The 21,494-nt window shown below is 57.9% G+C and carries 18 protein-coding genes; 5 read left to right on the top strand and 13 right to left on the bottom strand.

Features of this window, described 5'->3' with window-relative positions; genetic code table 11:
• Window positions 1-95: 95 nt before the first annotated feature.
• The 6 genes from ACH1XZ_RS03890 to nasR form a co-directional block, all read right to left on the bottom strand.
• Window positions 96-2,720, bottom strand: coding sequence for a molybdopterin-dependent oxidoreductase (locus ACH1XZ_RS03890; protein WP_395594396.1), 2,625 nt, complete (start codon window positions 2,718-2,720; stop codon window positions 96-98).
• A complete protein-coding gene (gene nirB / locus ACH1XZ_RS03885; protein ID WP_395594395.1) occupies window positions 2,717-6,781 on the bottom strand; it encodes a nitrite reductase large subunit NirB in 4,065 nt (1,354 codons plus the stop codon). The genes ACH1XZ_RS03890 and nirB overlap by 4 nt, the downstream gene beginning before the upstream one ends.
• Window positions 6,782-6,790: 9 nt before the next feature.
• Entirely contained in the window at window positions 6,791-7,579 is a 789-nt protein-coding gene (locus ACH1XZ_RS03880; RefSeq protein WP_395594394.1) for an ABC transporter ATP-binding protein, read from the bottom strand.
• Window positions 7,580-7,588: 9 nt separating this feature from the next.
• Window positions 7,589-8,464 (bottom strand): nitrate ABC transporter permease, encoded by an 876-nt coding sequence (ntrB, locus tag ACH1XZ_RS03875; protein ID WP_270501888.1) that lies wholly within the window; start codon window positions 8,462-8,464, stop codon window positions 7,589-7,591.
• A gap of 1 nt (window position 8,465) precedes the next feature.
• On the bottom strand, window positions 8,466-9,722 hold the full coding sequence (locus ACH1XZ_RS03870; protein ID WP_395594393.1) for a CmpA/NrtA family ABC transporter substrate-binding protein: 1,257 nt from the start codon (window positions 9,720-9,722) through the stop codon (window positions 8,466-8,468).
• 207 nt (window positions 9,723-9,929) lie between these two features.
• Window positions 9,930-11,147 carry a nitrate regulatory protein NasR gene (gene nasR / locus ACH1XZ_RS03865; protein WP_395594392.1) on the bottom strand — a complete coding sequence of 406 codons (1,218 nt, stop codon included), beginning with the start codon at window positions 11,145-11,147 and terminating at the stop codon, window positions 9,930-9,932.
• 70 nt (window positions 11,148-11,217) lie between these two features.
• Here nasR and ACH1XZ_RS03860 point away from each other — a divergent pair, with 70 nt between their 5' ends.
• Together ACH1XZ_RS03860 and ACH1XZ_RS03855 are read left to right on the top strand one after the other, a co-directional pair.
• Window positions 11,218-11,571, top strand: a complete 354-nt coding sequence (locus ACH1XZ_RS03860) for a DsrE/DsrF/TusD sulfur relay family protein (RefSeq protein ID WP_395594391.1) — start codon at window positions 11,218-11,220, stop codon at window positions 11,569-11,571.
• Window positions 11,572-11,847: 276 nt separating this feature from the next.
• Window positions 11,848-12,093 carry a DUF1883 domain-containing protein gene (locus ACH1XZ_RS03855; protein ID WP_123652480.1) on the top strand — a complete coding sequence of 82 codons (246 nt, stop codon included), beginning with the start codon at window positions 11,848-11,850 and terminating at the stop codon, window positions 12,091-12,093.
• An 82-nt stretch (window positions 12,094-12,175) separates the two neighbouring features.
• Here the strand turns inward: ACH1XZ_RS03855 and ACH1XZ_RS03850 are convergent, their stop codons facing one another.
• Window positions 12,176-12,838 (bottom strand): gamma-glutamylcyclotransferase, encoded by a 663-nt coding sequence (locus tag ACH1XZ_RS03850; protein WP_395594390.1) that lies wholly within the window; start codon window positions 12,836-12,838, stop codon window positions 12,176-12,178.
• 364 nt (window positions 12,839-13,202) lie between these two features.
• Between ACH1XZ_RS03850 and chaA the strand changes: the two genes are divergently transcribed.
• Window positions 13,203-14,303 carry a sodium-potassium/proton antiporter ChaA gene (chaA, locus tag ACH1XZ_RS03845; RefSeq protein ID WP_395594389.1) on the top strand — a complete coding sequence of 367 codons (1,101 nt, stop codon included), beginning with the start codon at window positions 13,203-13,205 and terminating at the stop codon, window positions 14,301-14,303.
• Window positions 14,304-14,440: 137 nt separating this feature from the next.
• On the opposite strand, the gene kdsA is transcribed toward chaA, so the two are convergent.
• The 6 genes from kdsA to hemA are packed head-to-tail and all read right to left on the bottom strand — an operon-like array spanning window position 14,441 to window position 19,775.
• Entirely contained in the window at window positions 14,441-15,295 is an 855-nt protein-coding gene (gene kdsA / locus ACH1XZ_RS03840) for a 3-deoxy-8-phosphooctulonate synthase (RefSeq protein ID WP_395594388.1), read from the bottom strand.
• 52 nt (window positions 15,296-15,347) lie between these two features.
• Complete coding sequence (sirB1, locus tag ACH1XZ_RS03835) at window positions 15,348-16,157, bottom strand: invasion regulator SirB1 (RefSeq protein WP_395594387.1); 810 nt, start codon at window positions 16,155-16,157, stop codon at window positions 15,348-15,350.
• A gap of 3 nt (window positions 16,158-16,160) precedes the next feature.
• A complete protein-coding gene (gene sirB2, locus ACH1XZ_RS03830; RefSeq protein ID WP_395594386.1) occupies window positions 16,161-16,553 on the bottom strand; it encodes an invasion regulator SirB2 in 393 nt (130 codons plus the stop codon).
• Window positions 16,550-17,401, bottom strand: a complete 852-nt coding sequence (gene prmC / locus ACH1XZ_RS03825) for a peptide chain release factor N(5)-glutamine methyltransferase (protein WP_395594385.1) — start codon at window positions 17,399-17,401, stop codon at window positions 16,550-16,552. Before prmC ends, sirB2 begins: the two co-directional genes overlap by 4 nt.
• Complete coding sequence (gene prfA / locus ACH1XZ_RS03820; protein ID WP_035891560.1) at window positions 17,401-18,483, bottom strand: peptide chain release factor 1; 1,083 nt, start codon at window positions 18,481-18,483, stop codon at window positions 17,401-17,403. The genes prmC and prfA overlap by 1 nt, the downstream gene beginning before the upstream one ends.
• Before the next feature lie 35 nt (window positions 18,484-18,518).
• The gene (hemA, locus tag ACH1XZ_RS03815) at window positions 18,519-19,775 is read right to left on the bottom strand and encodes a glutamyl-tRNA reductase (RefSeq protein ID WP_395594384.1); all 1,257 of its coding nucleotides are present in this window, start codon (window positions 19,773-19,775) and stop codon (window positions 18,519-18,521) included.
• Window positions 19,776-19,972: 197 nt separating this feature from the next.
• Between hemA and lolB the strand changes: the two genes are divergently transcribed.
• Together lolB and ispE are read left to right on the top strand one after the other, a co-directional pair.
• A complete protein-coding gene (gene lolB, locus ACH1XZ_RS03810; protein WP_035891565.1) occupies window positions 19,973-20,596 on the top strand; it encodes a lipoprotein insertase outer membrane protein LolB in 624 nt (207 codons plus the stop codon).
• Window positions 20,596-21,444 (top strand): 4-(cytidine 5'-diphospho)-2-C-methyl-D-erythritol kinase, encoded by an 849-nt coding sequence (gene ispE / locus ACH1XZ_RS03805; protein WP_395594697.1) that lies wholly within the window; start codon window positions 20,596-20,598, stop codon window positions 21,442-21,444. The genes lolB and ispE overlap by 1 nt, the downstream gene beginning before the upstream one ends.
• Window positions 21,445-21,494 lie beyond the last annotated feature (50 nt).

The raw sequence follows: 21,494 nt of genomic DNA, 5'->3' as shown, positions 1-21,494 counted from the left end.
CCCCATAGCCAGCTTCAAAGCAGACTGGAAAAAACCAGCCCCAGGCTAATCAGTTTAACCCCTTTATGGAGAGGGTTCAGCCTTTGCCCCTCATTTCAGGAATAGCCTGAAGGTGATAAAACCGTCACTTTTATCGTCGTACTTGCCAGCAATGCTTTGAGCTCTGGCACGCAGGAGCCGCAGTTGGTGCCGCATTTCAGCCGTTCACCCAGCTCGCCCGCCGTGCGGCAGCCCTGTTTTTCAATCGCGTCAAGGATGGTTTTTTCGCCAACGCTGAAACAGCTGCAAACAATTTTCCCTACCGCCGGCCGCGCCAGATCCTGGCCGCTCAGCAGCGCATGACGGCCCGTAAGCGTCTGCGGCGACTCACTAAATGCCCGACACACCAGCGAATCGTCCACTTCTGGCAGCCTATGGCTACTCCAGAACCCCAGCATCAACTGGTCGCCCTGCCACGCCAGCAAATGCCAGATATCCCCGGCGTTCGCCACCTGTATCTGCCAGCCGTGCTGCTGACACCAGGCCAGAATATCCTGCTCAATATGACGGTCACTGCAAAGCGTGAGATGGTGCAGCCCGGTTGCGGCTTTACGCCACCAGGTCACATGCCCCGCTAACGGGACTTCATCACGGGAATAAAGTTCGCCCTGCCATACCGGTTGCCAGGGGGCGATACGTACCGCCGTCTGTTTGCTTTCCGGCTGCCCGGAGTGCGGGTCCACCACTGGTGCCACCAGACCGTTGACTTTCCCCTGGCGGGCAAAGCAGTCGTTCCAGTGCATCGGCGTAAACAGCGAACCGCGACGCTGGCTATCGGTTACCACGACTTTGGCCACCATCACGCCGTGCAACGAGCTTATCCGTGAGAGGCCGCCGTGCTGTAGACCGAAATGCTGGGCATCCTGCGGAGCCACTTCAACAATAGGTTGGGAAATATGCTGCATCAGTTTTGGCACGCTACCGGTGCGCGTCATGGTGTGCCACTGGTCGCGGATACGCCCGCTGTTAAGAATGAGTGGGTAAAGCGCCTGAGTCTGGGCCTGCATCCCGCGTGGAGAGACGGGAACCATGCGTACACGAGCGTCGGCACGCCAGCCATGCTTAAGATCCAACGTCTGGACCTGTCCGCTAACCGGCCAACGCACGGGTGCAAGAGCATCCCACGCGTCGCGGCTTAATTCGGCAAGCCCGCTGATATCAAACGCCCGCTGACCTTCATTTTCATAGCCGGAGAGCGCGGCATGTTCACTAAAGACCTCGTGTGGATGCTGCCAGGCAAACGCCTCACCAAAGCCCAGACGCTGGGCGACACGGGCAATAATCCACCAGTCCGCGCGGGCCTCGCCGGGGGCGGGCAAAAACGCCCGCTGGCGTGAGATCCGCCGCTCTGAATTGGTCACGGTGCCGTTTTTCTCCCCCCAGCCCAGCGCCGGGAAACGAATGTGCGCATAGCGCGAAGTTTCGGTCTGCGCCGAAATCTCAGAGACGATCACCAATTCGCACCGCTTCAGCGCCTGGCTTACCGCGTGGCTGTCCGGCAGTGAAACCGCCGGATTGGTGCCCATGATCCACACCGCTTTCACCTCACCGCGCCCGATGGCAGCGAAAATATCCACCGCCATCAGCCCCGGCGTTTGTGCCAGCCGCTCGGTGCCCCAGAAACGCGCCACCCGGGCGAGGTCGTCCGGTTCAAAATTCATATGCGCTGCCAGCATGGTTGCCAACCCGCCCACTTCGCGGCCGCCCATGGCATTTGGCTGCCCGGTCAGCGAAAACGGACCACAACCTTCACGACCAAACTTACCGCTGGCAAGGTGGACGTTAATGATGGCATTGCATTTATCGCTGCCGCTGGAGGATTGGTTAATGCCCATGGTGTAGAGCGTGATGGCCCTGGGGGCGGCAATAAAGTCCTGATAAAATGCGGCAACCTCCGCTAACGGCAGCCCGCAAAACGCCGCCACCCGCTCAAGGTTCCAGCATTGTGCCGCCTCCAGCGCGGCGGGCGCATCGGCAAAATCGTCCACGTTTGCGCCGCGCTCGGCGATGGCGTGCAGCAGCCCGACAAACAGCCCGGCATCGGTGCCGGGCGCAATGGCCAGATGACGGTCGGCAATATCGCAGGTCGCCGTGCGCCGGGGATCAATAACCACCACCTTCATCTGCGGGTTTTGCTGCTTCGCCTGCACCAGTCGCTGATAGAGCACCGGGTGCGCCCACGCCGCGTTGGAGCCCACCAGCACCACCAGATCGCTGCGCTCTACGTCCTCATAGCGGCACGGCACCACGTCGGCGCCCCACGCGCGCTTATAGCCGGTGACCGCCGACGACATGCACAGCCGCGAGTTGGTATCAATATTCGCCGCGCCGATAAAGCCTTTCATCAGCTTATTGGCAGCGTAATAGTCCTCGGTCAATAGCTGGCCGGAGGCATAAAACGCCACTGCCTGCGGGCCGTGCTCGGCGATAATCGCCTTTAGCCGCTCACCGGCCACATCCAGCGCCTGCTCCCAACTGACATCATGGCCGTCCACCAAGGGTTGCAACAAACGCCCCTCCAGACCGGTGGTTTCGCCGAGCGCAGAGCCCTTCACGCACAGGCGACCAAAGTTTGCCGGATGGGCCTCATCGCCCCGCACGCTCACCGCACCGTCAACTACGCTTGCCACCACCCCGCAGCCAACGCCGCAGTAGGGACAGGTTGTTCGGGTTTCTGTCATGAGGCCTCCGCGCGCATCACCAGCTCCTGGTTGCTGACCCACACGGTGCCTCCTTCAATTTTCACCGGCCAGGCGCGTACCACCGGCTCACCGCTCTCGGAATGGCGACCGTCACGCAGACGAATGCGCTGCTTATAAAGCGGTGAGATAACGATAGGCTCACCGCTGGCATCCCCCAGCAGCCCCCGCGACAGCACGTTGGCCTGACTGCCGGGCTCCAGATTATCCAGCGCGTAAACGTGGCCGTTGAGGCGGAACAGCGCTATCTGCATTTCACCCAGGCGAGCGCCAATCCCGGCCTGCGCGGGAATATCCTCCAGTAAGCAAACTGCCTGCCACGGCTTAGGATGACCCGCCTGCCCCGGCAGCGTTGTGACCGGAACAAGCTGCGGCTGGCCGCGCACGGTTTCACGCTGCACCGCTTCGTCTGGCGTATCGCTGTTGACGAATGAGCGGAACTGCATCAGCCGCTGCGGGTCGTTCAGGGTGGTTTGCCATTCGCACTGATAGCTGTCGATAACGCGGGCCATCTCCTGCTCCAGCTCTTCGCCAATGCCCAGCGAATCGTCGAGGATCACGCGGCGTAGATATTCCAGCCCGCCCTCCAGGTTATCCATCCAGGTGCTGGTACGTTGCAGTCGGTCAGCGGTGCGGATGTAAAACATCAGGAATCGGTCGATGGTGCGCAGCAGCGTCGCGTCATCAAGGTCGCTGGCAAACAGATCCGCATGGCGTGGTTTCATGCCGCCGTTGCCGCATAAATAGAGGTTCCAGCCCTTGTCGGTGGCAATCACCCCTACATCTTTGCCCTGCGCCTCGGCGCACTCGCGGGTACAGCCGGAGACCGCCATTTTGATTTTATGCGGCGCGCGCAGCCCTTTGTAGCGATGCTCCAGCGTCACCGCCAGCCCGGTAGAATCCTGCACCCCGTAGCGACACCATGTCGAACCTACGCAGGATTTCACCGTGCGCAGCGACTTGCCGTAGGCGTGGCCGGTCTCAAACCCGGCCTCCACCAGCTCGTGCCAGATAGCGGGAAGTTGCTCCAGGCGCGCGCCAAACAGGTCGATACGTTGGCCGCCGGTTATTTTGCTATATAGCGCGTAGCGTTTGGCTATCTGCCCGATGGCAATCAGCCCGTCCGGCGTCACCTCACCAGCCGGCATTCGTGGTACGACGGAGTAAGTACCGTCTTTCTGGATATTGGCGAAATAACGGTCGTTAGTGTCCTGCAACGGCAGATGCGCCGGTTTGAGCAGGTATTCATTCCAGCAGGACGCCAGCACCGAGCCCACCAGCGGTTTGCAAATTTCGCAGCCGTCGCCGTGACCGTAGCGGGCAATCAACTGCTCAAAGGTGTGAATGCGGTTGACCCGCACCAGGTGATAAATTTCCTGGCGCGAGTACGGGAAGTGTTCGCAGATATCTTTTTTCACCTCCACGCCCTGCTGCGCCAGCTGATATTCCATTACCTGTTTGACCAGCGCGCTACAGCCGCCACAGCCGCTCGCCGCTTTGGTGCAGCTTTTTATTGCCCCCATCTCGGTAGCACCGTTGCTCACCGCCTGGCAGATGTCGCCTTTGCTGACGTTGTGACAGGAGCAGATTTGCGCGCTGTCCGGCAGTGCCGCCACGCCAAGCGCTTTCGGCGCGCTGCCTTCTAGCGCCGGTAAAATCAGGGATTCCGGGCGCGACGGCAGCGCTATATCGTTGAGCATCATTTGCAGCAGCGTAGCGTAGTCGCTAGCGTCCCCAACCAGCACGCCGCCGAGCAGCGTTTTGCCGTCGGCGCTGACCACAATCTTCTTATAGATTTGCTCCGGGCCGTGGATCCACTGATAGCTCTGGCTGCCCGGCGTGCGCCCATGGGCATCGCCAAACGAGGCAACATCAACGCCGAGTAGCTTGAGCTTGGTGCTCATATCCGCCCCGGTAAATTCGCTCGCTTCCCCCGCCAGCGCTCCGGCGGCCACCCGCGCCATCTGATAGCCAGGGGCCACCAGACCATAGATTTTGTTATCCCACAGCGCGCATTCACCAATGGCAAAGATATCGCTATCGGAAGTGCGACACTGGTTATCAATCGCGATGCCGCCGCGCTCACCCAGGCGGATGCCGCTGTTGCGCGCCAGTGCGTCCTGCGGGCGAATACCCGCCGAGAACACCACCATATCAGTAGTCAGACATTCACCGTCGGCAAACTGCAGCGTGAGCCCTTCTTCCGTCTGGCGAATTTCCGTGGTGGCTTTACTGGTGTGTACGCTTACGCCAAGCTCAGTAATTTTCTCCCGCAGCATGGCGGCACCGCCGTTATCCAGTTGCACGGCCATCAGATTCGGCGCGAACTCTACCACGTGGGTCTCCAGACCCAGCTGGCGCAGCGCGTTTGCCGCCTCTAGTCCCAGCAGGCCGCCGCCAATCACTACGCCACGGCTCGCCGTTTTGGCACAGGCGGCAATCGCATCGAGATCGTCCAGCGTACGGTAGACAAAGCAGCCGGGCAGCGTGTTGCCGGGGATTGGCGGCACGAACGGGTATGAGCCAGTGGCGAGTACCAGCTTATCCCAGTGCAGCTCATGTCCCTCAGCGTCGCGGATAATCCGGGCTTCGCGGTCAATTTCCGCTACCGGCTGCGACAAGCGCAGCTCAATGCCGTTATCAGCAAAGAAATCCCCCGCCACCATCGAAAGTGATTCGGCGCTGCGGCCGGCAAAATACTCGGATAAATGCACCCGGTCGTAGGCGGCGTAACGCTCTTCGCCCAGCACCACAATCTGATACTGTTCATGCAATTGGTGGCTGACACACTGCTCAAGAAAATGGTGGCCGACCATCCCGTGCCCGACGACCGCTAATGTTGGTTTTGTCATGGTTTGCGTTCCTGCAGCCGATGGCTGCGTGGTAAAGGGGTCGAATATCCAGCTCGCCTGCGCAGGCTGGACGGTATGCAATAAATCGGTAAAGGCGGCGGCGCTGGTGCAGTCGCCAAGCAGCAATACGCCGGCCAGCTGATCGTTTGCCACCAGCAGCCGCCGATAGTGCCCGGTCAGTGGGTCATAGGAGGACCACTGGCTATCTCCGTCGATGGCCTGAACCCGCCCGGCGCTGAACAAGTCAATTCCCGTTACCTTCAGACGGGTACCGCGGTCCTGCCAGTGGAAATCGGCGCGCGGGCTGCCGCAAAGCCTTGCTGCCAGCACGTCCGCCTGCTGCATGCAGGGCGCCACCAGGCCGAAAGTTTGTCCGTCAATCTCACAGCATTCCCCAATGGCGCTGACGCCGGGAATGCCCGTCTCGAGCTGGCGGTTGACGACGATCCCGCGCTGGCAAGGAATACCAGCCCGCTGCGCCAGCGCAATGTTGGGGCGAACGCCAGTTGCCATCACCACACGGGTTGCCGGAATGGCACACCCGTTGTTTAGCACCACCGCGTCGGGCGTAATCTGCGCGATACCCGCGGCCAGTTCACAGCCGATGCCACGTTCCGCTAATCGCTGGGCCAACAGTTCACCCGCCATCTCGTCTAACTGCTGTTCCATCAGTCGTTCGCTGCGATGCACTAAAGTGACATTGTCACCTCTTAAGCGCAGCGCGGCGGCGGCTTCTACACCCAGCACTCCGCCGCCAATCACCACCGCATCGCCCGGTGTCGCCAGAATCGCCTCCACGTCGGCGAGGGTGCGGAAGGCAAAAACGTGCGGCAGGTCGATGCCCGGCAGCGGCGGCAGGAAGGGCCGCGAACCGCAGGTAAACACCAGTTCATCCCACTCCAGCTCGCGCTGGGTGGTGGTCACCCGGCGCGCCTGTACATCAACCGCCAGCACCGTTTCACCAAGGCACAGCGTGATCTGATGGTCGTGGTACCACTGCGCCGGTTGCAGCAGCGTCTGGTTAAAATCCTTTTCTCCGCCCAGTACTGGAGAGAGCTGAATGCGGCTATAGGCCGGATGCGGCTCATCACCGATAAGGGTGATGGCAAACGCACCCGGCGCGCTCGTGACCAGCATTTCCGCCAGCCGGGTCGCCGCCATCCCGTTACCAATCATCACCAGTCGCCGCATAGAAACCCCTTACGCCGCTTTCGGCTGTTTTTCGTAAAGGAAGTGGAGGATCTGCTGACGCAGGTGGTGATAACGACCGTCATCCGCCAGCTGCACGCGGTTACGCGGACGCGGCAGGTTAACTTCCAGCACTTCACCCACCGTGGCTGCCGGGCCGTTGGTCATCATCATCACCCGGTCAGAGAGCAGCACCGCTTCGTCAACGTCGTGGGTAATCAGCACGATGGTGGTGTTCAGCGATTGCTGGATTTGCATCACCGAGTCCTGAAGATGGGCGCGGGTCAACGCATCCAGCGCGCCAAAAGGTTCATCCATCAGCAGCACCTTGGGTTTCATTGCCAGCGCTCGGGCAATGCCTACCCGCTGCTTCATGCCGCCGGAGATTTCACCCGGGCGTTTTTGCATGGCATGGCCCATCTGCACACGCTCGAGGTTGTGCGCAATCCACTCCCGGCGCTCCGCTTTATTCATGGTGTGGCGAAACACCTGGTCCACCGCCAGCGCCACGTTGTCAAAGCAGGTGAGCCACGGCAGCAGCGAGTGGTTCTGGAACACCACCGCCCGCTCCGGTCCCGGCCCGGCAATTTCGCGGTTATCGCACAGCAGCCCGCCTTCGGTCGGCAAGGTAATGCCGGCAATCAGGTTGAGCAGCGTCGACTTACCGCAGCCCGAGTGACCAATCAGGCTGACGGTCTCCCCTTCGTGAATATCAAAAGAGACGTTCTGTAAGGCCAGAAACTCACCGCTGGCGGTATGAAAACGCTGGCTCACGGCCTGGACCTGAATTAATGGTTTCATGATGTACTCCTATTTTTCTTGCCAGCTAAAACGACGCGCAATCAGCATCAGCCCCTGCTCCAGCAGCAGCCCGACCACGCCGATAATGACGATGGCGATAAGGATGTTTTCGACGTTGAGGTTGTTCCATTCGTTCCAGATCCAAAAACCGATACCCAGCCCGCCAGTGAGCATCTCTGCCGCCACAATGACCAGCCAGGCGATACCAATAGACAGCCGCACCCCGGTGAGTACCGACGGCAGCACCGCCGGGAAGAGGATTTTGCGCATCACCGTCCACTCCGAAAGGTTCAGCACCCGCGCCACGTTGAGGTAGTCCTGTGGAATGCGGCGCACCCCTTCGGCGGTGTTAATTACCATCGGCCAGATAGAGCAGATGAAAATCGTCCAGCTCGACGCCGGTTCCGCTTTCTGGAACAGCAGCAGGCCAATCGGCAGCCAGGCCAACGGGCTGACCGGACGCAGCAGCGCAATCAGCGGCGTAAACATGCGCGAGGCAAAGGTAAAGCGGCCAATCAAGAAGCCCAGTGGAATGCCCGCCAGCGCCGCCAGACCAAAGCCCACCGCCACGCGCTGTAAAGAGGCCAGCACGTTCCAGCCCACGCCAACGTCGTTAGGGCCGTTGTTGTAGAACGGGTCAGAAAAGAGGGTTATCGCCGAGTCCAGGGTACTGAGCGGCGTCGGAAAACCTTTGCTGTTCACCGCCGCCAGTTGCCAAAGCAGCACCAGCAGGCCTAGCCCCAGCACCGCCGGAATCGTACGTTCTGCAAGTTCACGAAGATGGCGGCGCAGCGCAGGCGGTCTGCGACGAACCTGCACTGGCGGCATGGCAATGACTTCTCCCGCCGGAGTTGGTGCGTCGATGGGTTTAGTTTTGGTATTCATCTCATGCCCCTATACGTTGAATGGCGAAACTGCGGGCGTATCCAGCGGGGTCAGACCCGTTCCAGACAGAGCCGTCGATTAACTTACTGCTGCGCAGGGTTTGCGTTGGGACGGCAATACCGCCGACCGCCTGCGCCGCCTCTTTCCAGACATCAATGCGGTTAATACGCTGGGCGACCGCCAGATAGTCCGGGTCACTTTTCAGCAGACCCCAGCGGCGGAACTGGGTTAAGAACCACATGCCATCGGAAAGCCACGGATAGCTCACCTCACCCTGCTCGAAGAAGCGCATCGGGTGCGCATCCTGCCAGCGGCGACCGATGCCGTTGTCATAAGCACCGAGCATCCGCCCGGTGAGGTACTGTTCTTTGGTGTTGAGCCAACCGCGGTGGGAGAGGATCTGCGCGGTTTCGCGTTTGTTATCGTCAGAGGCGTCAATCCAGCGGGCGGCATCCATCAGCGCGGCGACCAGCGCACGCGCGGTATTTGGGTTTTGCTCCACCCAGTCACGGCGCGCGCCGAGCACTTTTTCCGGATGCTCCGGCCAGATGTCCTGACTAGTAGCAGCGGTAAAGCCGATGCGGTCGTTAATGGCGCGGGCATTCCACGGCTCGCCGACGCAGAAGCCCACCATATTGCCGATGCGCATGTTCATCACCATCTGCGGCGGCGGCACCACTACCGTGCGCACATCGTCAAACGGGTTGATTCCGCCGCTCGCCAGCCAGTAATAGAGCCACATGGCATGAGTGCCGGTCGGGAAGGTGTGGGCGAAGGTATAGGTGCCCGGCGCGCTTTGGCCGACCAGCGTTTTCAGGGCAGCGAGGTTGGTGACGCCCTTTTCCTGCAGATCGCTCGACAGCGTGATCCCCTGGCCGTTACGGTTGAGGGTCATCAGGTTAGCCATCGGCTGTGGTTTCGCCGCTACGCCCAGCTCCAGCCCGTACAGCAGGCCGTAAAGCACATGCGCCGCGTCAAGCTCGCCGTTAACCAACTTGTCGCGTACCGCCGCCCAACTTGCTTCTTTGCTCGGTACCAGCGTAATGCCGTACTTTTTATCGAACCCTTTCAGTGAGGCAATCGCCAGCGGCGCGCAGTCGGTCAGTGGAATAAAGCCCACCTTAACCGTCTGTAGCTCCGGCTTATCGGAGCCCGCCGCCCAGACCGCCTGACTCATGCCAGGCAGCAGCATTGCGCCGCCGAGTACTGCACCCGCCTGCAACAAACGTCGCCGTGATAGTGAAACCGTTTCGCCCATGCTCGCTCCCGAATGCAAAAAAAAAGCGCCCAGCAATGCTTACGCATTGCAGGACGCCTTTATCCTCGTGGTGTACAGGCCGCCATTGGCCCGCCACCGACTATTTACTTTCTGACTTAACTAATGCAATTCAGATGCCAGCTTTTACAGTCCCAAATCGGGGGAAAACGTGCGCTCGATCGCGGTTTTTGCACCGGAGAAAGGCATTCATGCCCGTTCATTGTGCAACGGCGATGCTGGTTCGTTCTGCCACAGCGCCTTTACCGCCAGCAGCGCCCGGGCAATTTCCACCATGCGCTGATTCTTATCCATCGCCATTTTGCGCAGACAATGCCATGCCTGTTCTTCATTCATATGACGATGGGTCATCAGCACACTTTTGGCTTTATCAATCAGTCGGCGCTCCTCCAGCGTATCCTTGAGCGAGGCTAACTGGCTGGAGAGCTGCTCCAGCTCTCGCGCCTGCTGGCGTACCAGCGGCAGGAGCTGACGGTCGAGATGCAGCAGCAGGTTATCGCTGGCCGGATCGTCACCCGCCGGTTCCAGTGCCTGTCGCTCTTCATCATCCAGCAGCAGGTCATCCACCGCCGTCATCAGTTCGTTAATCAAGGCTTCTTCGAGCCCGCGCATCTGCTCCAGACGTTGAGTCTGTAGCTGGAACCAGCGCAGTGCGCTGGCACCATCGTCCGCCGGTGGCTGGCGAGTGCAGGCAATGCGCCGCAGTTGTTCAATGGCGATGCTCGCCTGACATTCGGTATAAAACAGCATCTTGAGCGGGCTGGTCGCCAACGATAAAAAGCTGTCAAAGCAGGGCTGTTGACCGTCGATACGATCCACCAATCGCTGGCGCAGCTCGCTGCTAAAGCAGCCCAGGGCAAACCCCTGCGCCCCCAGCGCGCGCTCCTGTCCCACCAGCTCTTTACCCTGCATAAAGCTGTACAGCGCCACCAGCCGCCCCGCGAGCGTCGGGTCATCAATACTGTCGTTAAGCTGTGGGATGATATTCAGCAAATGGCGGATCGTGCGATTGAACTGGCTGGTGGCCGTTTCGGCAGAGACCTGCTGGCCGGTAACGCTCTCTCTCAACGAAGGCAGTTGCTCCAGCGACCAGACCGCGCGGGCGATGCGCTGGCATAGCCCGCTGGCTGAAGGTAAATGCTGCGGCTGGAGATGAGCCAGCAGTTGGCGAATTTGTTCATCCACCAGCGCCGCGCTGGCGCGACGCTCGGCGGCGTATAATCGCCCCTGCGTACATAACCAGATGTTGGACGCTCCGCGTTCACACTGTAACATGTGCACCACGTGGCTTAACTGGCTGACCAGTTGCCCCTGCTGCGCCAGCTGCTGGAGCTGTGCTTTCTGCACCTGGCGCGCGTAACGAAACCACTCGATAGCGCCGGGTGTATCATCTTCACGGTTTATCATGCGCCCTCCCGTTAGAGGTTTTACTTACCATCCTGATGTCTAGCAATAACCATGCCTTAAAGGAGTTCAGATGCAACGTATCGTCATTATCGCCAACGGGGCTGCCTACGGCAGCGAGTCGCTGTTCAATAGCCTGCGTTTAGCCATTGCCCTGCGCGAGCAGCAGGACGACCTGCAGCTACAGCTTTTTCTGATGTCTGACGCCGTGACGGCAGGTCTGCGTGGACAGAAACCCGCCGAGGGCTACAACATCCAGCAGATGCTGGAAATCCTCACCGCTCAGGGTATTCCCGTGAAATTGTGTAAGACCTGCACCGACGGGCGCGGCATCACCGCCCTGCCGCTGATTGACGGCGTTGAGATTGGTACGCTGGTCGAACTGGCTCAGTGGACGCTCGCCGCCGACAAAGTGCTGACCTTCTGATTTGACGTCGCCAATGCCCCAATCAGCGCAGCCCGCTAAAACCATGACCATTTAAAGGATATTATTTCACCTTTGTGACGTTCCTCACCGCTTTGTCACGATAGCTGAATGCATTCAGGGATATTGTCATTTTTGTTGAAGTGTTACGGCATTTTTTGATCAAAATCAGCATCGGTGCAGTCAGGGTTTGGTGTTATGCGATGAGTGATTTGTGAACAACATCACAGGCAGGATTAACGCGTAGGGAGTGCGTAGACTCATTTGCAGCGGGGTATTTTGGCGATGGTAAAGGCAAGTTTGACGTTATTTGGTGGGGATACAGTCGTGGTGCGTTGTTCAGAGCGTTGCCATATTCATTTGATGAGCACGCAGAAAAACACCAGTAGCTGCGGTTCGGATATTTTAAGCGTGCAGAACGAAGAGAAAGCGTATCTGACCGTGCCTTACAGTGGGACGTGGAATGTGCTTATCGATAGCCACAGTCAGTCTCTTGAGCACTCCATCAGCTACGTTGCCGCCTGATAGAGACATGTAGGCCGGACAAGCGAAGCGACATCCGGCCTACCCAGCCCCGGAAGCACGCACTTCCGGGGTTTTTATTGACTTATTTCCCAGCCACCAGATGCCGCACGTTGTTAATCAGCTCATTCAGGCCATCGTCCGGCATCCCCAGCTTTTGTAGCTCCTGCTCCAGCGAGAAGAGATACTGCGCATTGGTACCTAATGGGCCGCTGGCGCGGGCAATCAGCGGGGCAATCAACTGTACGCTGGTATCAGACTCATACAGCGGATGACGCGGGTCCATAATAAACACCAGCGCGTTGACCGTCCGCCCATCGTCTAGCGCCAGTTTGCACCAGGTCGGCAGATAGCAGCCGGTGATCATCTCGCGCTTCCACAGCAGCGACAGCTCGTTTTCAATTTCGTCATCCGGCAGGCGGTAGGCCACACCCGTAGTGCGACCGCCCTCTTTCAGCGCCAGCATACGACCAGGCTGACAGGCGCTACCGCGTCCCGCCGTCAAACGCAGACAGAAAGCCCGATGCCAGCCCACCAGCGTACCGGTTACCGACTCGCTAAAATTCAGCGCCGGGTTCCACATCAGGGAGCCGTAGCCAAAAATCCATACCGGTCCGTTATCGGGCCGACAGGCCAACGTCGCCGCCAGCGACGCCGCGCGCTGTTCAGCAGACCAAAGCAGAGATTCCTCAATGGCGCCAAACGCCGTTGTACAATCCGCCTTCATTAAGAAATCACGCGTTAACACTTTAAACCTCCACCGCCACTTCTCTTCCCTGCTTCACATGCGTTCTTACGGGAACGGATGGCGACCTCCGGAGCTGTCTTTGATGAAATATTATCCAGCTTTATGGTTCAGGATGCAATTTGTCTCCCATTACGCCCCTCTGTTCAAGCGGGTTCTACCGATTGGTAAAATAGGAAAATCAGCGTATTAATATACTGTTATTTAAAAAATATTTAGTCAGTACTTTATATTATAGCCATCTATGAGAAAAAATGGCGTTATGGGTAAATTTTAGTAAAAGATTACATTCCTGGCGGAAAAATTTGTTAATTTATGCTGCTGATTTTTTCTATAATTATAAATACCTGCAGATATGGAGACAAACATGACCCACGCACAAGAGGCGGTGAAAACTCGCCATAAGGAGACGTCGCTTATTTTCCCGGTGGTGGCGCTGGCAATTCTGTTCTTCTGGGGAAGCAGTCAGTCATTGCCAGTGGTTATTGCTATCAATGCGTTGGCGTTAGTCGGTATTCTGAGCAGCGCCTTTAGCGTTGTTCGTCACGCGGACGTGCTTGCGCACCGTTTGGGTGAGCCGTACGGTTCTCTGATTTTAAGTCTTTCCGTTGTTATCCTTGAAGTGAGCCTGATTTCAGCGCTTATGGCAACCGGCGATGCCGCGCCAACGCTGATGCGCGATACGCTCTATTCCATCATCATGATTGTGACCGGCGGCTTAGTCGGCTTCTCGTTATTGCTCGGCGGACGTAAATTTGCCACGCAATATATGAACCTGTTTGGCATCAAGCAGTATTTAATTGCCCTGTTCCCGCTCGCCATTATTGTGCTGGTATTCCCGACCTCGCTGCCGGGTGCCAATTTTACGATTGGTCAGTCGCTGCTGGTTGCCTTAATTTCTGCCGCGATGTACGGCGTATTTTTACTTATTCAGACCAAAACGCACCAGAGCCTGTTTGTCTACGAGCATGAAGACGACAGCGACGATGATGACCCGCACCACGGTAAACCATCGGCGCACAGCAGCCTGTGGCATGCGGTATGGTTGATTGTGCATCTGGTGGCGGTTATCGCGGTCACCAAAATGAACGCCAACCCGCTGGAGACGCTGCTGACCAGCATGAACGCACCGGTCGCCTTTACCGGCTTCCTGGTGGCGCTGCTTATCCTCTCGCCGGAAGGTCTGGGGGCACTGAAGGCGGTGCTGAACAATCAGGTACAGCGCGCAATGAATCTGTTCTTTGGTTCGGTGCTGGCGACCATCTCACTGACCGTACCGGTGGTGACGCTGATTGCCTATCTGACCGGGAACGATTTGATGTTTGGTCTTGGCATGCCGGAGATGATTGTGATGGTTGCCTCCCTGGTGCTGTGCCACATTTCATTCTCGACTGGGCGAACCAACGTGCTGAACGGTGCGGCGCATCTGGCGCTGTTTGCGGCGTATTTGATGACGATTTTTGCCTGAGTGCTGCTCCCGGCGGTGCTTCGCTTGGCCGGGCTACCCGCCGTTTGTAGGCCGGATAAGACACATCGTGTCGCCATCCGGCAACCGCAATAAAAAAGCCGACCCCAGGGTCGGCTTTTTTTATTCATCAGCAAAACTTATTTGCTGGTATCCAGCTCGTCGAAGCTTTTTACCAGATCATCGATAGCTTTCATTTGCTTCAGGAAGGGTTCCAGCTTATCCAGCGGCAGCGCGGACGGACCGTCGCAGCGTGCGTTTTCCGGATCCGGATGCGCTTCAATGAACAGGCCAGCGATACCCACCGCCATACCCGCACGCGCCAGCTCGGTAACCTGAGCACGACGGCCGCCGCTTGCTGCGCCAAACGGGTCGCGGCACTGCAGAGAGTGGGTTACGTCAAAGATAACCGGAGAATTGTTGGACGCTTTTTTCATCACACCAAAGCCCAGCATATCCACAACCAGGTTGTCATAACCGAAGTTAGCACCACGGTCGCACAGGATAATCTTGTCGTTACCGCCTTCGATAAATTTATCGACGATATTACCCATCTGGCCAGGGCTCACGAACTGTGGTTTTTTCACGTTAATAACCGCGCCGGTTTTCGCCATCGCTTCAACCAGGTCAGTCTGACGCGCGAGGAACGCTGGCAGCTGGATAACGTCAACCACGTCAGCAACCGGCTGCGCCTGGCTTGCCTCGTGAACGTCGGTGATGATTTTCACACCGAAGGTCTGCTTCAGCTCCTGGAAAATCTTCATCCCTTCTTCCAGGCCAGGACCACGGTAAGAGTGAATGGATGAACGGTTGGCTTTATCAAAAGAGGCTTTAAATACGTAAGGGATGCCCAGTTTCTGGGTCACGGTCACGTAGTGTTCGCAGATACGCATCGCCAGGTCACGAGACTCCAGCACGTTCATGCCGCCGAAGAGAACAAACGGCAGGTCGTTTGCTACTTTGATATCACCAATGCTAACCACTTTTTCTTTCATAAGATCGCCTTGTTAGGGAATTTTCCGCGATTATAACCGCGTTTGTCGCTAATTAGTGAAGCGTAATTTGTTTATGTGAGATGGTATTAATCTGCGCGCGGATCATTTCGCTAATCGGGTCTTCCGGACATTGCTCAACGAAATAATTCAAATCATTCAGCGCGATATGTTCACATTCAAGCTGTGCATAGATTAGCCCACGGTCGCGAATTTCGTACGGGTCTTCCGGATTAAACTGCAGCAGCGTCTGGCTGGCGCCCAGCGCAAGCTCCATCTGCCGCTCTTCCATCAGCGCCGATTTCAGCGTATCCAGCAGTTTACGCACAACCTCGGCGTTGTCTGCTTCATCAAGGTCTTCATTAAACAGCTCGGCCATCGGGCCAATATTGCCTTTCAGCCACACTTCCAGCGTGTGCTCGTCAAGCGTGTCGCCGTTAAACGGGTTAATCAGCCACATCTCGGCATCATCGACATCGGCGCGCAGCAGTAATTGCGTTGGGAAGATAACGGGCACCACCGGAATATCAAGATTGCCGGCGATCCACAGCATGATTGCGCCCAGCGTCACCGCGCTACCGCGACGATTCTTCAACACCTGATCCAACCACAGTGCGTCGGACAGGCGATATTTTCCGGAGGAATCGCTGAAATTCCACTCATGATAGAAGAGTTCAATCAGACGCTCCATCTGGCGCGGTAACGGCCAGAATGGGCTGATCTCTTCACGCGCGAGCGCCACCAGGCATTCGAGCTGTTCGCGCACCACTTGCGATGGAAAATCATCACGAATGAATTCGGAAATCAGGATCATGCCGTCGCATAGCGGCGCTTTATTAAATTCAAAATCAGCCAGTGACTTCATACCCTACCCTAACAGCGGAACTTTAGTGATGGCGAGTTTAACGATGATGCACAACACCACCAACGCCAGCAGAAAGGCAACAAACCGGCTCTGCTGACTGCGCGGCCGACGACGGCCCAACGCAACAAACCCTAAAACGATGTAGATGATAACGCCAAACAGCTTCTCCGTCAGCCACGTCCCTTCTTCGGTGAAAGGGAAATAGCGGGTCATCACCATCAGCGCCACGCCGCTGAGCAGGAGAAGGCTATCGACGCCATGCGGCAACACGCGCACCCAACGTGCATCAAACAGCGCGCTATTATGGTGTTTCCACCAAAAGCGCAGTGCGAAAAAGCTCACCGAGACGATAGCCGCCCCAATGTGCAAATAGAGTACCCATAGAAACAGATTCATCCGTGTGCCTCCCCATTACCCGGCCACTTCGCCAGCGTCAGGCGGTCATTATCACCGTAGTCGCGGCAGGTTTCAGCATCAAGATAGCCCGCGGACTGAAACAGCTCGCGCACCGCGTCACCCTGCTTCCAGCCGTGCTCCAGCAGCATAACGCCGCCGGGCTCGAGCCATTCCCGGCCCTGGGTGATGATGTGCGCCAGGTCAGCCAGACCGTTATCCCCCGCCACCAGGGCGGTTTTCGGCTCAAAACGTACGTCCCCCTGCGCGAGATGCTCGTCCTGCTCGTCGATATACGGCGGGTTGCTGACAATCATCGCAAAACGCTGCTCACCCAGCGCGCTGAACCAGTCGCTTTGCAGGATAATGACGTTAGTGATACCGAGATTATCGGCATTACGCTGCGCCAGCGCGACGGCATCGGCAACATAGTCCACGGCGGTGAGCGAACAATCAGGACGCTCGCTCGCCAGCGCCAGCGCCACTGCACCGGTGCCGGTGCCAAGGTCAAGAATACGGCACGGCGTGGACGGTAAACGCGCCAACGCCTGTTCAACCAGACATTCGGTATCCGGGCGCGGGATAAGCGTAGCGGGAGAGACAAACAGCGGCAACGACCAAAATTCGCGTGTGCCCACGAGATGGGCCACCGGTTCGCCGTTCACGCGACGGGCCAGCAGCTGCGCCAGCGTTTCAGCCTGTGGCGCAGTCAGTTCGGTTTCGTCAAACGCCAGAATAGTGGTGCGCGCTTTTCCCGTCACGTGCCCCAGCAGGATCTCCGCATCGCGACGAGGACTCTCACCGCCCTGCAGCGCAGCGATGGCCTGCTGCAGCCATTGTCGCCAGGTCATCATTCCTGCTCGGAAAGCGCCGCCAGCTGGTCGGCCTGGTATTCCTGCACGATAGGCTCAATCAGCATATCCAGCTTACCTTCCATGGTTTCATCCAGGCGGTAAAGCGTCAGGTTAATACGGTGGTCGGTCACGCGGCCCTGCGGGAAGTTATAGGTACGGTTACGGTCGCTGCGGTCACCGCTGCCCAGCAGGTTACGGCGCTCGGAGGCTTCCGCCTGCTGACGACGGGCGATTTCCGCCGCGCGAATACGCGAACCCAGCACCGACATCGCTTTAGCTTTGTTTTTATGCTGGGAACGTTCGTCCTGACACTCCACCACGATGCCGGTTGGCAAGTGGGTAATACGGATAGCGGAGTCGGTGGTGTTAACGTGCTGACCGCCCGCGCCCGAGGAGCGGAAGGTATCGATACGCAGGTCCGCCGGGTTGATATCCGGTAATTCCGCTTCCGGTACCTCTGGCAACACGGCCACGGTACAGGCGGAGGTGTGAATACGCCCCTGAGATTCGGTGGCCGGAACGCGCTGCACGCGATGGCCGCCGGACTCAAACTTCAGACGACCATAAACGCCTTCGCCGCTGATTTTAGCGATCACTTCTTTGTAGCCACCATGCTCACCTTCGTTGGCGCTCATGATCTCGACGCGCCAGCGGCGCGATTCGGCGTAGCGGCTGTACATGCGGAACAGGTCGCCGGCAAACAGCGCCGCTTCATCACCGCCGGTACCGGCGCGCACTTCAAGGAAAGCATTGCGTTCGTCGTCCGGATCGCGAGGCAGCAGGAGTACCTGAAGCTGTTGCTCCAGTTCTTCTTCTTTGGCTTTGGCTTCCTGCAACTCTTCCTGCGCCATTTCGCGCATTTCCGGGTCGTCGAGCATCATCTGGGCGGTTTCAATATCGTCCTGAACCTGACGCCAGTCGGTATAACAGCGAGCCACGTCGCCCAGCTGTGCGTATTCGCGGGACAGCGCGCGGAAACGGTCCTGATCGGCAATAGTTGCTGCGTCTCCGAGCAGCGCCTGAACTTCTTCATGGCGCTCGTAGAGAGCTTCCAGTTTAGCAACAATAGAAGGCTTCATTGGCGTAAATGCACCTTGTTATAAATAGAGTTGTGCTACTCCAGCCCGAGGCTGTTGCGCAGAATATGCAGGCGTTCGTCATCCCCGTCACGGGCGGCCTGCTGAAGAGATTTGGTTGGCGCGTGGATCAGGCGGTTGGTTAACTTACGCGCCAGATCCTGCATGATGACCTGCGGGTCGCCGCCCTGCTCGAGCGCAGCGATCGCTTTAGCGGTGAGTTCTTCACGCGCCGTTTCGGCCTGGGAGCGATAATCACGGATGATTTCGCTGGCGCTTTGCGCGCGTAGCCAGGCCATAAACTCACTGGTTTCCTGCTCAACGATGGTTTCAGCCTGTACCGCGGCGGCTTTACGCTGCGCAAGGTTATTCTGAATGATGTTTTGCAGGTCATCCACGCTGTAGAGATAGGCGTTGGCGAGTTTCCCCACCTCCGGCTCGACGTCGCGTGGTACGGCAATATCCACCAGCAGCATTGGCTGGTTACGACGCGCTTTCAGCGCGCGCTCCACCATCCCTTTACCGATAATCGGCAGCGGGCTGGCGGTAGAACTGATAATGATGTCGGCTTCTTTCAGGCGTTCATCGACGTCGCTCAGCGCGATCACTTCAGCGCCGACCTCATCGGCCAGCACCTGTGCGCGTTCGCGGGTACGGTTAGCAATCACCATTTTTTTCACGTGATGCTCACGCAGATGGCGCGCCACCAGCTCAATGGTTTCACCCGCACCGACCAACAGCACCGTTACCGACGAGAGCGATTCGAAGATCTGTCGCGCCAGGGTACAGGCCGCAAACGCCACCGACACCGCGCTGGCGCCGATATCCGTTTCCGTGCGCACGCGCTTGGCAACAGAGAAGGATTTCTGGAACATGCGTTCCAGCTCGCTGACGTGCAGGTGTCCGCGGCTGGAATCAGCAAACGCTTTTTTAACCTGCCCTAAGATTTGCGGCTCGCCCAGCACCAGCGAGTCCAGCCCGCTGGCAACGCGCATCAGATGGCTGACGGCGTCGTTATCCTGGTGCCAATAAAGGCTCTGGCGCAGTTCTTCTTCGTTTAGGCCGTGGTAATCGCATAGCCAGCGGATGATCGCGTCATGCTGATTATCCTGCTCTTCTACGCTGAGGTAGAGCTCGGTGCGGTTACAGGTCGACAGTACCACGCCTCCTTGCACCATTGGCTGAGCCAGCAGGCTCTCCAGCGCCTGGTCAAGCGTATCTGGCGAAAACGTTACACGTTCTCGCAGCGCGACCGGGGCTGTTTTATGATTGATGCCAAGAGCTAAAAGGGTCATTGTGCGGGAGTAGTACCAGCGTTGATAGGGTTAGTCTGAGCGCATCATACAGGATGCGCGAGATCAATAAAAGGGACGCCCCCCTTTTGGAGTAATAGGCGAGCTTGGTTAATTTTATGATTTAAGACAACTTGAGCGTAGACGCTGCCCGCAGGCAACGCTAGCATTAAGCGTTATCACTGCAACGCACTTCAAGGATTGTCATGTCTGATTTCCGCCTGATTCGCCTGCTGCCGCTGGCAGCCCTGGTCCTTACCGCCTGTACCACCACTGCGCCAACGGGCCCGGGCAAAAGCCCAACCGCCCCTGAGTGGAAGCAGCACCAGCAAGAGGTCCGTCAATTAAGCCAGTATCAGACCCGCGGCGCGTTTGCGTATCTGTCCGACCAGCAAAAGGTTTATGCTCGCTTCTTCTGGCAGCAAACCGGCCAGGACAACTATCGTCTGCTGTTGACCAACCCACTTGGCAGCACTGAGCTTGAACTGATTGGCAAGCCGGGTTCCGCACAGCTCACCGATAATAAGGGCCAGCACTATACCGCCGCCGACGGCGAAGAGATGATTGGTAAACTCACCGGGATGCCCATTCCGCTCAACAGCCTGCGCCAGTGGATCCTCGGCCTGCCGGGCGACGCTACCGACTATAAGCTCGATGACCAGTACCGCCTGAGCGAGCTTAACTACACCCAGAACGGAAAAACCTGGAAAGTGGTGTATGGCGGCTATGACAGCAAAACTAAACCGGCCCTGCCGTCTAACATGGAACTGACCGAAGGTTCACAGCGCATCAAGCTGAAAATGGACAACTGGATCGTTAAATGATGACCTGTTGGCCCTCTCCGGCAAAGCTGAACCTGTTCTTATACATCACCGGGCAGCGTGCGGATGGTTATCACACGTTGCAGACGCTGTTTCAGTTTCTCGATTACGGCGACACATTGACCATTGAGCCGCGTCAGGATGGGCAACTGCGGTTGCTCACCCCCGTGGACGGTGTGCCGAATGAAGAGAACCTGATTATTCGCGCCGCGCGCCTGTTGATGAAAACTGCCGCCGATACCCAGCGTCTGCCGGAAGGTAGCGGCGCGGACATCAGCATTGATAAACGCCTGCCAATGGGTGGCGGTCTGGGTGGTGGTTCATCTAACGCGGCTACCGTGCTGGTTGCGCTTAACCATTTATGGCAATGCGGGCTCTCGGAAGATGAGTTGGCGACCATTGGCTTGACGCTTGGTGCCGATGTGCCGGTGTTCGTTCGCGGTCATGCGGCCTTCGCTGAAGGCGTTGGCGAGGTGCTAACGCCGGTAGAAGTCGCGGAAAAATGGTATCTGGTGGCCCACCCCGGCGTCAGTATTCCGACCCCGGTGATATTCCGCGATCCGGAGCTGCCACGAAACACCCCGATCAGGTCAATAGAAACGTTATTAAATTGTGAATTCGGCAATGATTGCGAGGTTATCGCAAGAAAACGTTTTCGCGAGGTTGATGATGTGCTTTCCTGGCTGTTAGAATACGCGCCGTCGCGCCTGACTGGAACAGGAGCCTGTGTCTTTGCTGAATTCGACACGGAACTCGCTGCCCGCCAGGTGCTTGAGCAAGCCCCGGAATGGATGCAAGGCTTTGTGGCGAAAGGCGTAAACCTTTCACCATTGAAGCAAGCTCTGCTCTGAATCATTCGTTTTCCGTCAGTCATGCTGACGAAAGAGGAATAGTGATGAGT

This window comes from Kluyvera chengduensis (assembly GCF_044197065.1).
In the GTDB taxonomy this organism is placed as follows: Bacteria; Pseudomonadota; Gammaproteobacteria; order Enterobacterales; family Enterobacteriaceae; genus Kluyvera; species Kluyvera ascorbata_C.
Note: the sequence above shows the minus strand (reverse complement) of the source record. Positions and strands in the feature narration are given on the sequence as shown.

What these genes read in the sequence shown, in the direction of transcription:
- ACH1XZ_RS03890 (WP_395594396.1), bottom strand. Translation starts at nt 2,720, where the DNA reads ATGACAGAAACCCGAACAACCTGTCCCTACTGCGGCGTTGGCTGCGGG.
- nirB (WP_395594395.1), bottom strand. Translation starts at nt 6,781, where the DNA reads ATGCGGCGACTGGTGATGATTGGTAACGGGATGGCGGCGACCCGGCTG.
- ACH1XZ_RS03880 (WP_395594394.1), bottom strand. Translation starts at nt 7,579, where the DNA reads ATGAAACCATTAATTCAGGTCCAGGCCGTGAGCCAGCGTTTTCATACC.
- ntrB (WP_270501888.1), bottom strand. Translation starts at nt 8,464, where the DNA reads ATGAATACCAAAACTAAACCCATCGACGCACCAACTCCGGCGGGAGAA.
- ACH1XZ_RS03870 (WP_395594393.1), bottom strand. Translation starts at nt 9,722, where the DNA reads ATGGGCGAAACGGTTTCACTATCACGGCGACGTTTGTTGCAGGCGGGT.
- nasR (WP_395594392.1), bottom strand. Translation starts at nt 11,147, where the DNA reads ATGATAAACCGTGAAGATGATACACCCGGCGCTATCGAGTGGTTTCGT.
- ACH1XZ_RS03860 (WP_395594391.1), top strand. Translation starts at nt 11,218, where the DNA reads ATGCAACGTATCGTCATTATCGCCAACGGGGCTGCCTACGGCAGCGAG.
- chaA (WP_395594389.1), top strand. Translation starts at nt 13,203, where the DNA reads ATGACCCACGCACAAGAGGCGGTGAAAACTCGCCATAAGGAGACGTCG.
- kdsA (WP_395594388.1), bottom strand. Translation starts at nt 15,295, where the DNA reads ATGAAAGAAAAAGTGGTTAGCATTGGTGATATCAAAGTAGCAAACGAC.
- sirB1 (WP_395594387.1), bottom strand. Translation starts at nt 16,157, where the DNA reads ATGAAGTCACTGGCTGATTTTGAATTTAATAAAGCGCCGCTATGCGAC.
- sirB2 (WP_395594386.1), bottom strand. Translation starts at nt 16,553, where the DNA reads ATGAATCTGTTTCTATGGGTACTCTATTTGCACATTGGGGCGGCTATC.
- prmC (WP_395594385.1), bottom strand. Translation starts at nt 17,401, where the DNA reads ATGACCTGGCGACAATGGCTGCAGCAGGCCATCGCTGCGCTGCAGGGC.
- prfA (WP_035891560.1), bottom strand. Translation starts at nt 18,483, where the DNA reads ATGAAGCCTTCTATTGTTGCTAAACTGGAAGCTCTCTACGAGCGCCAT.
- hemA (WP_395594384.1), bottom strand. Translation starts at nt 19,775, where the DNA reads ATGACCCTTTTAGCTCTTGGCATCAATCATAAAACAGCCCCGGTCGCG.
- ispE (WP_395594697.1), top strand. Translation starts at nt 20,596, where the DNA reads ATGACCTGTTGGCCCTCTCCGGCAAAGCTGAACCTGTTCTTATACATC.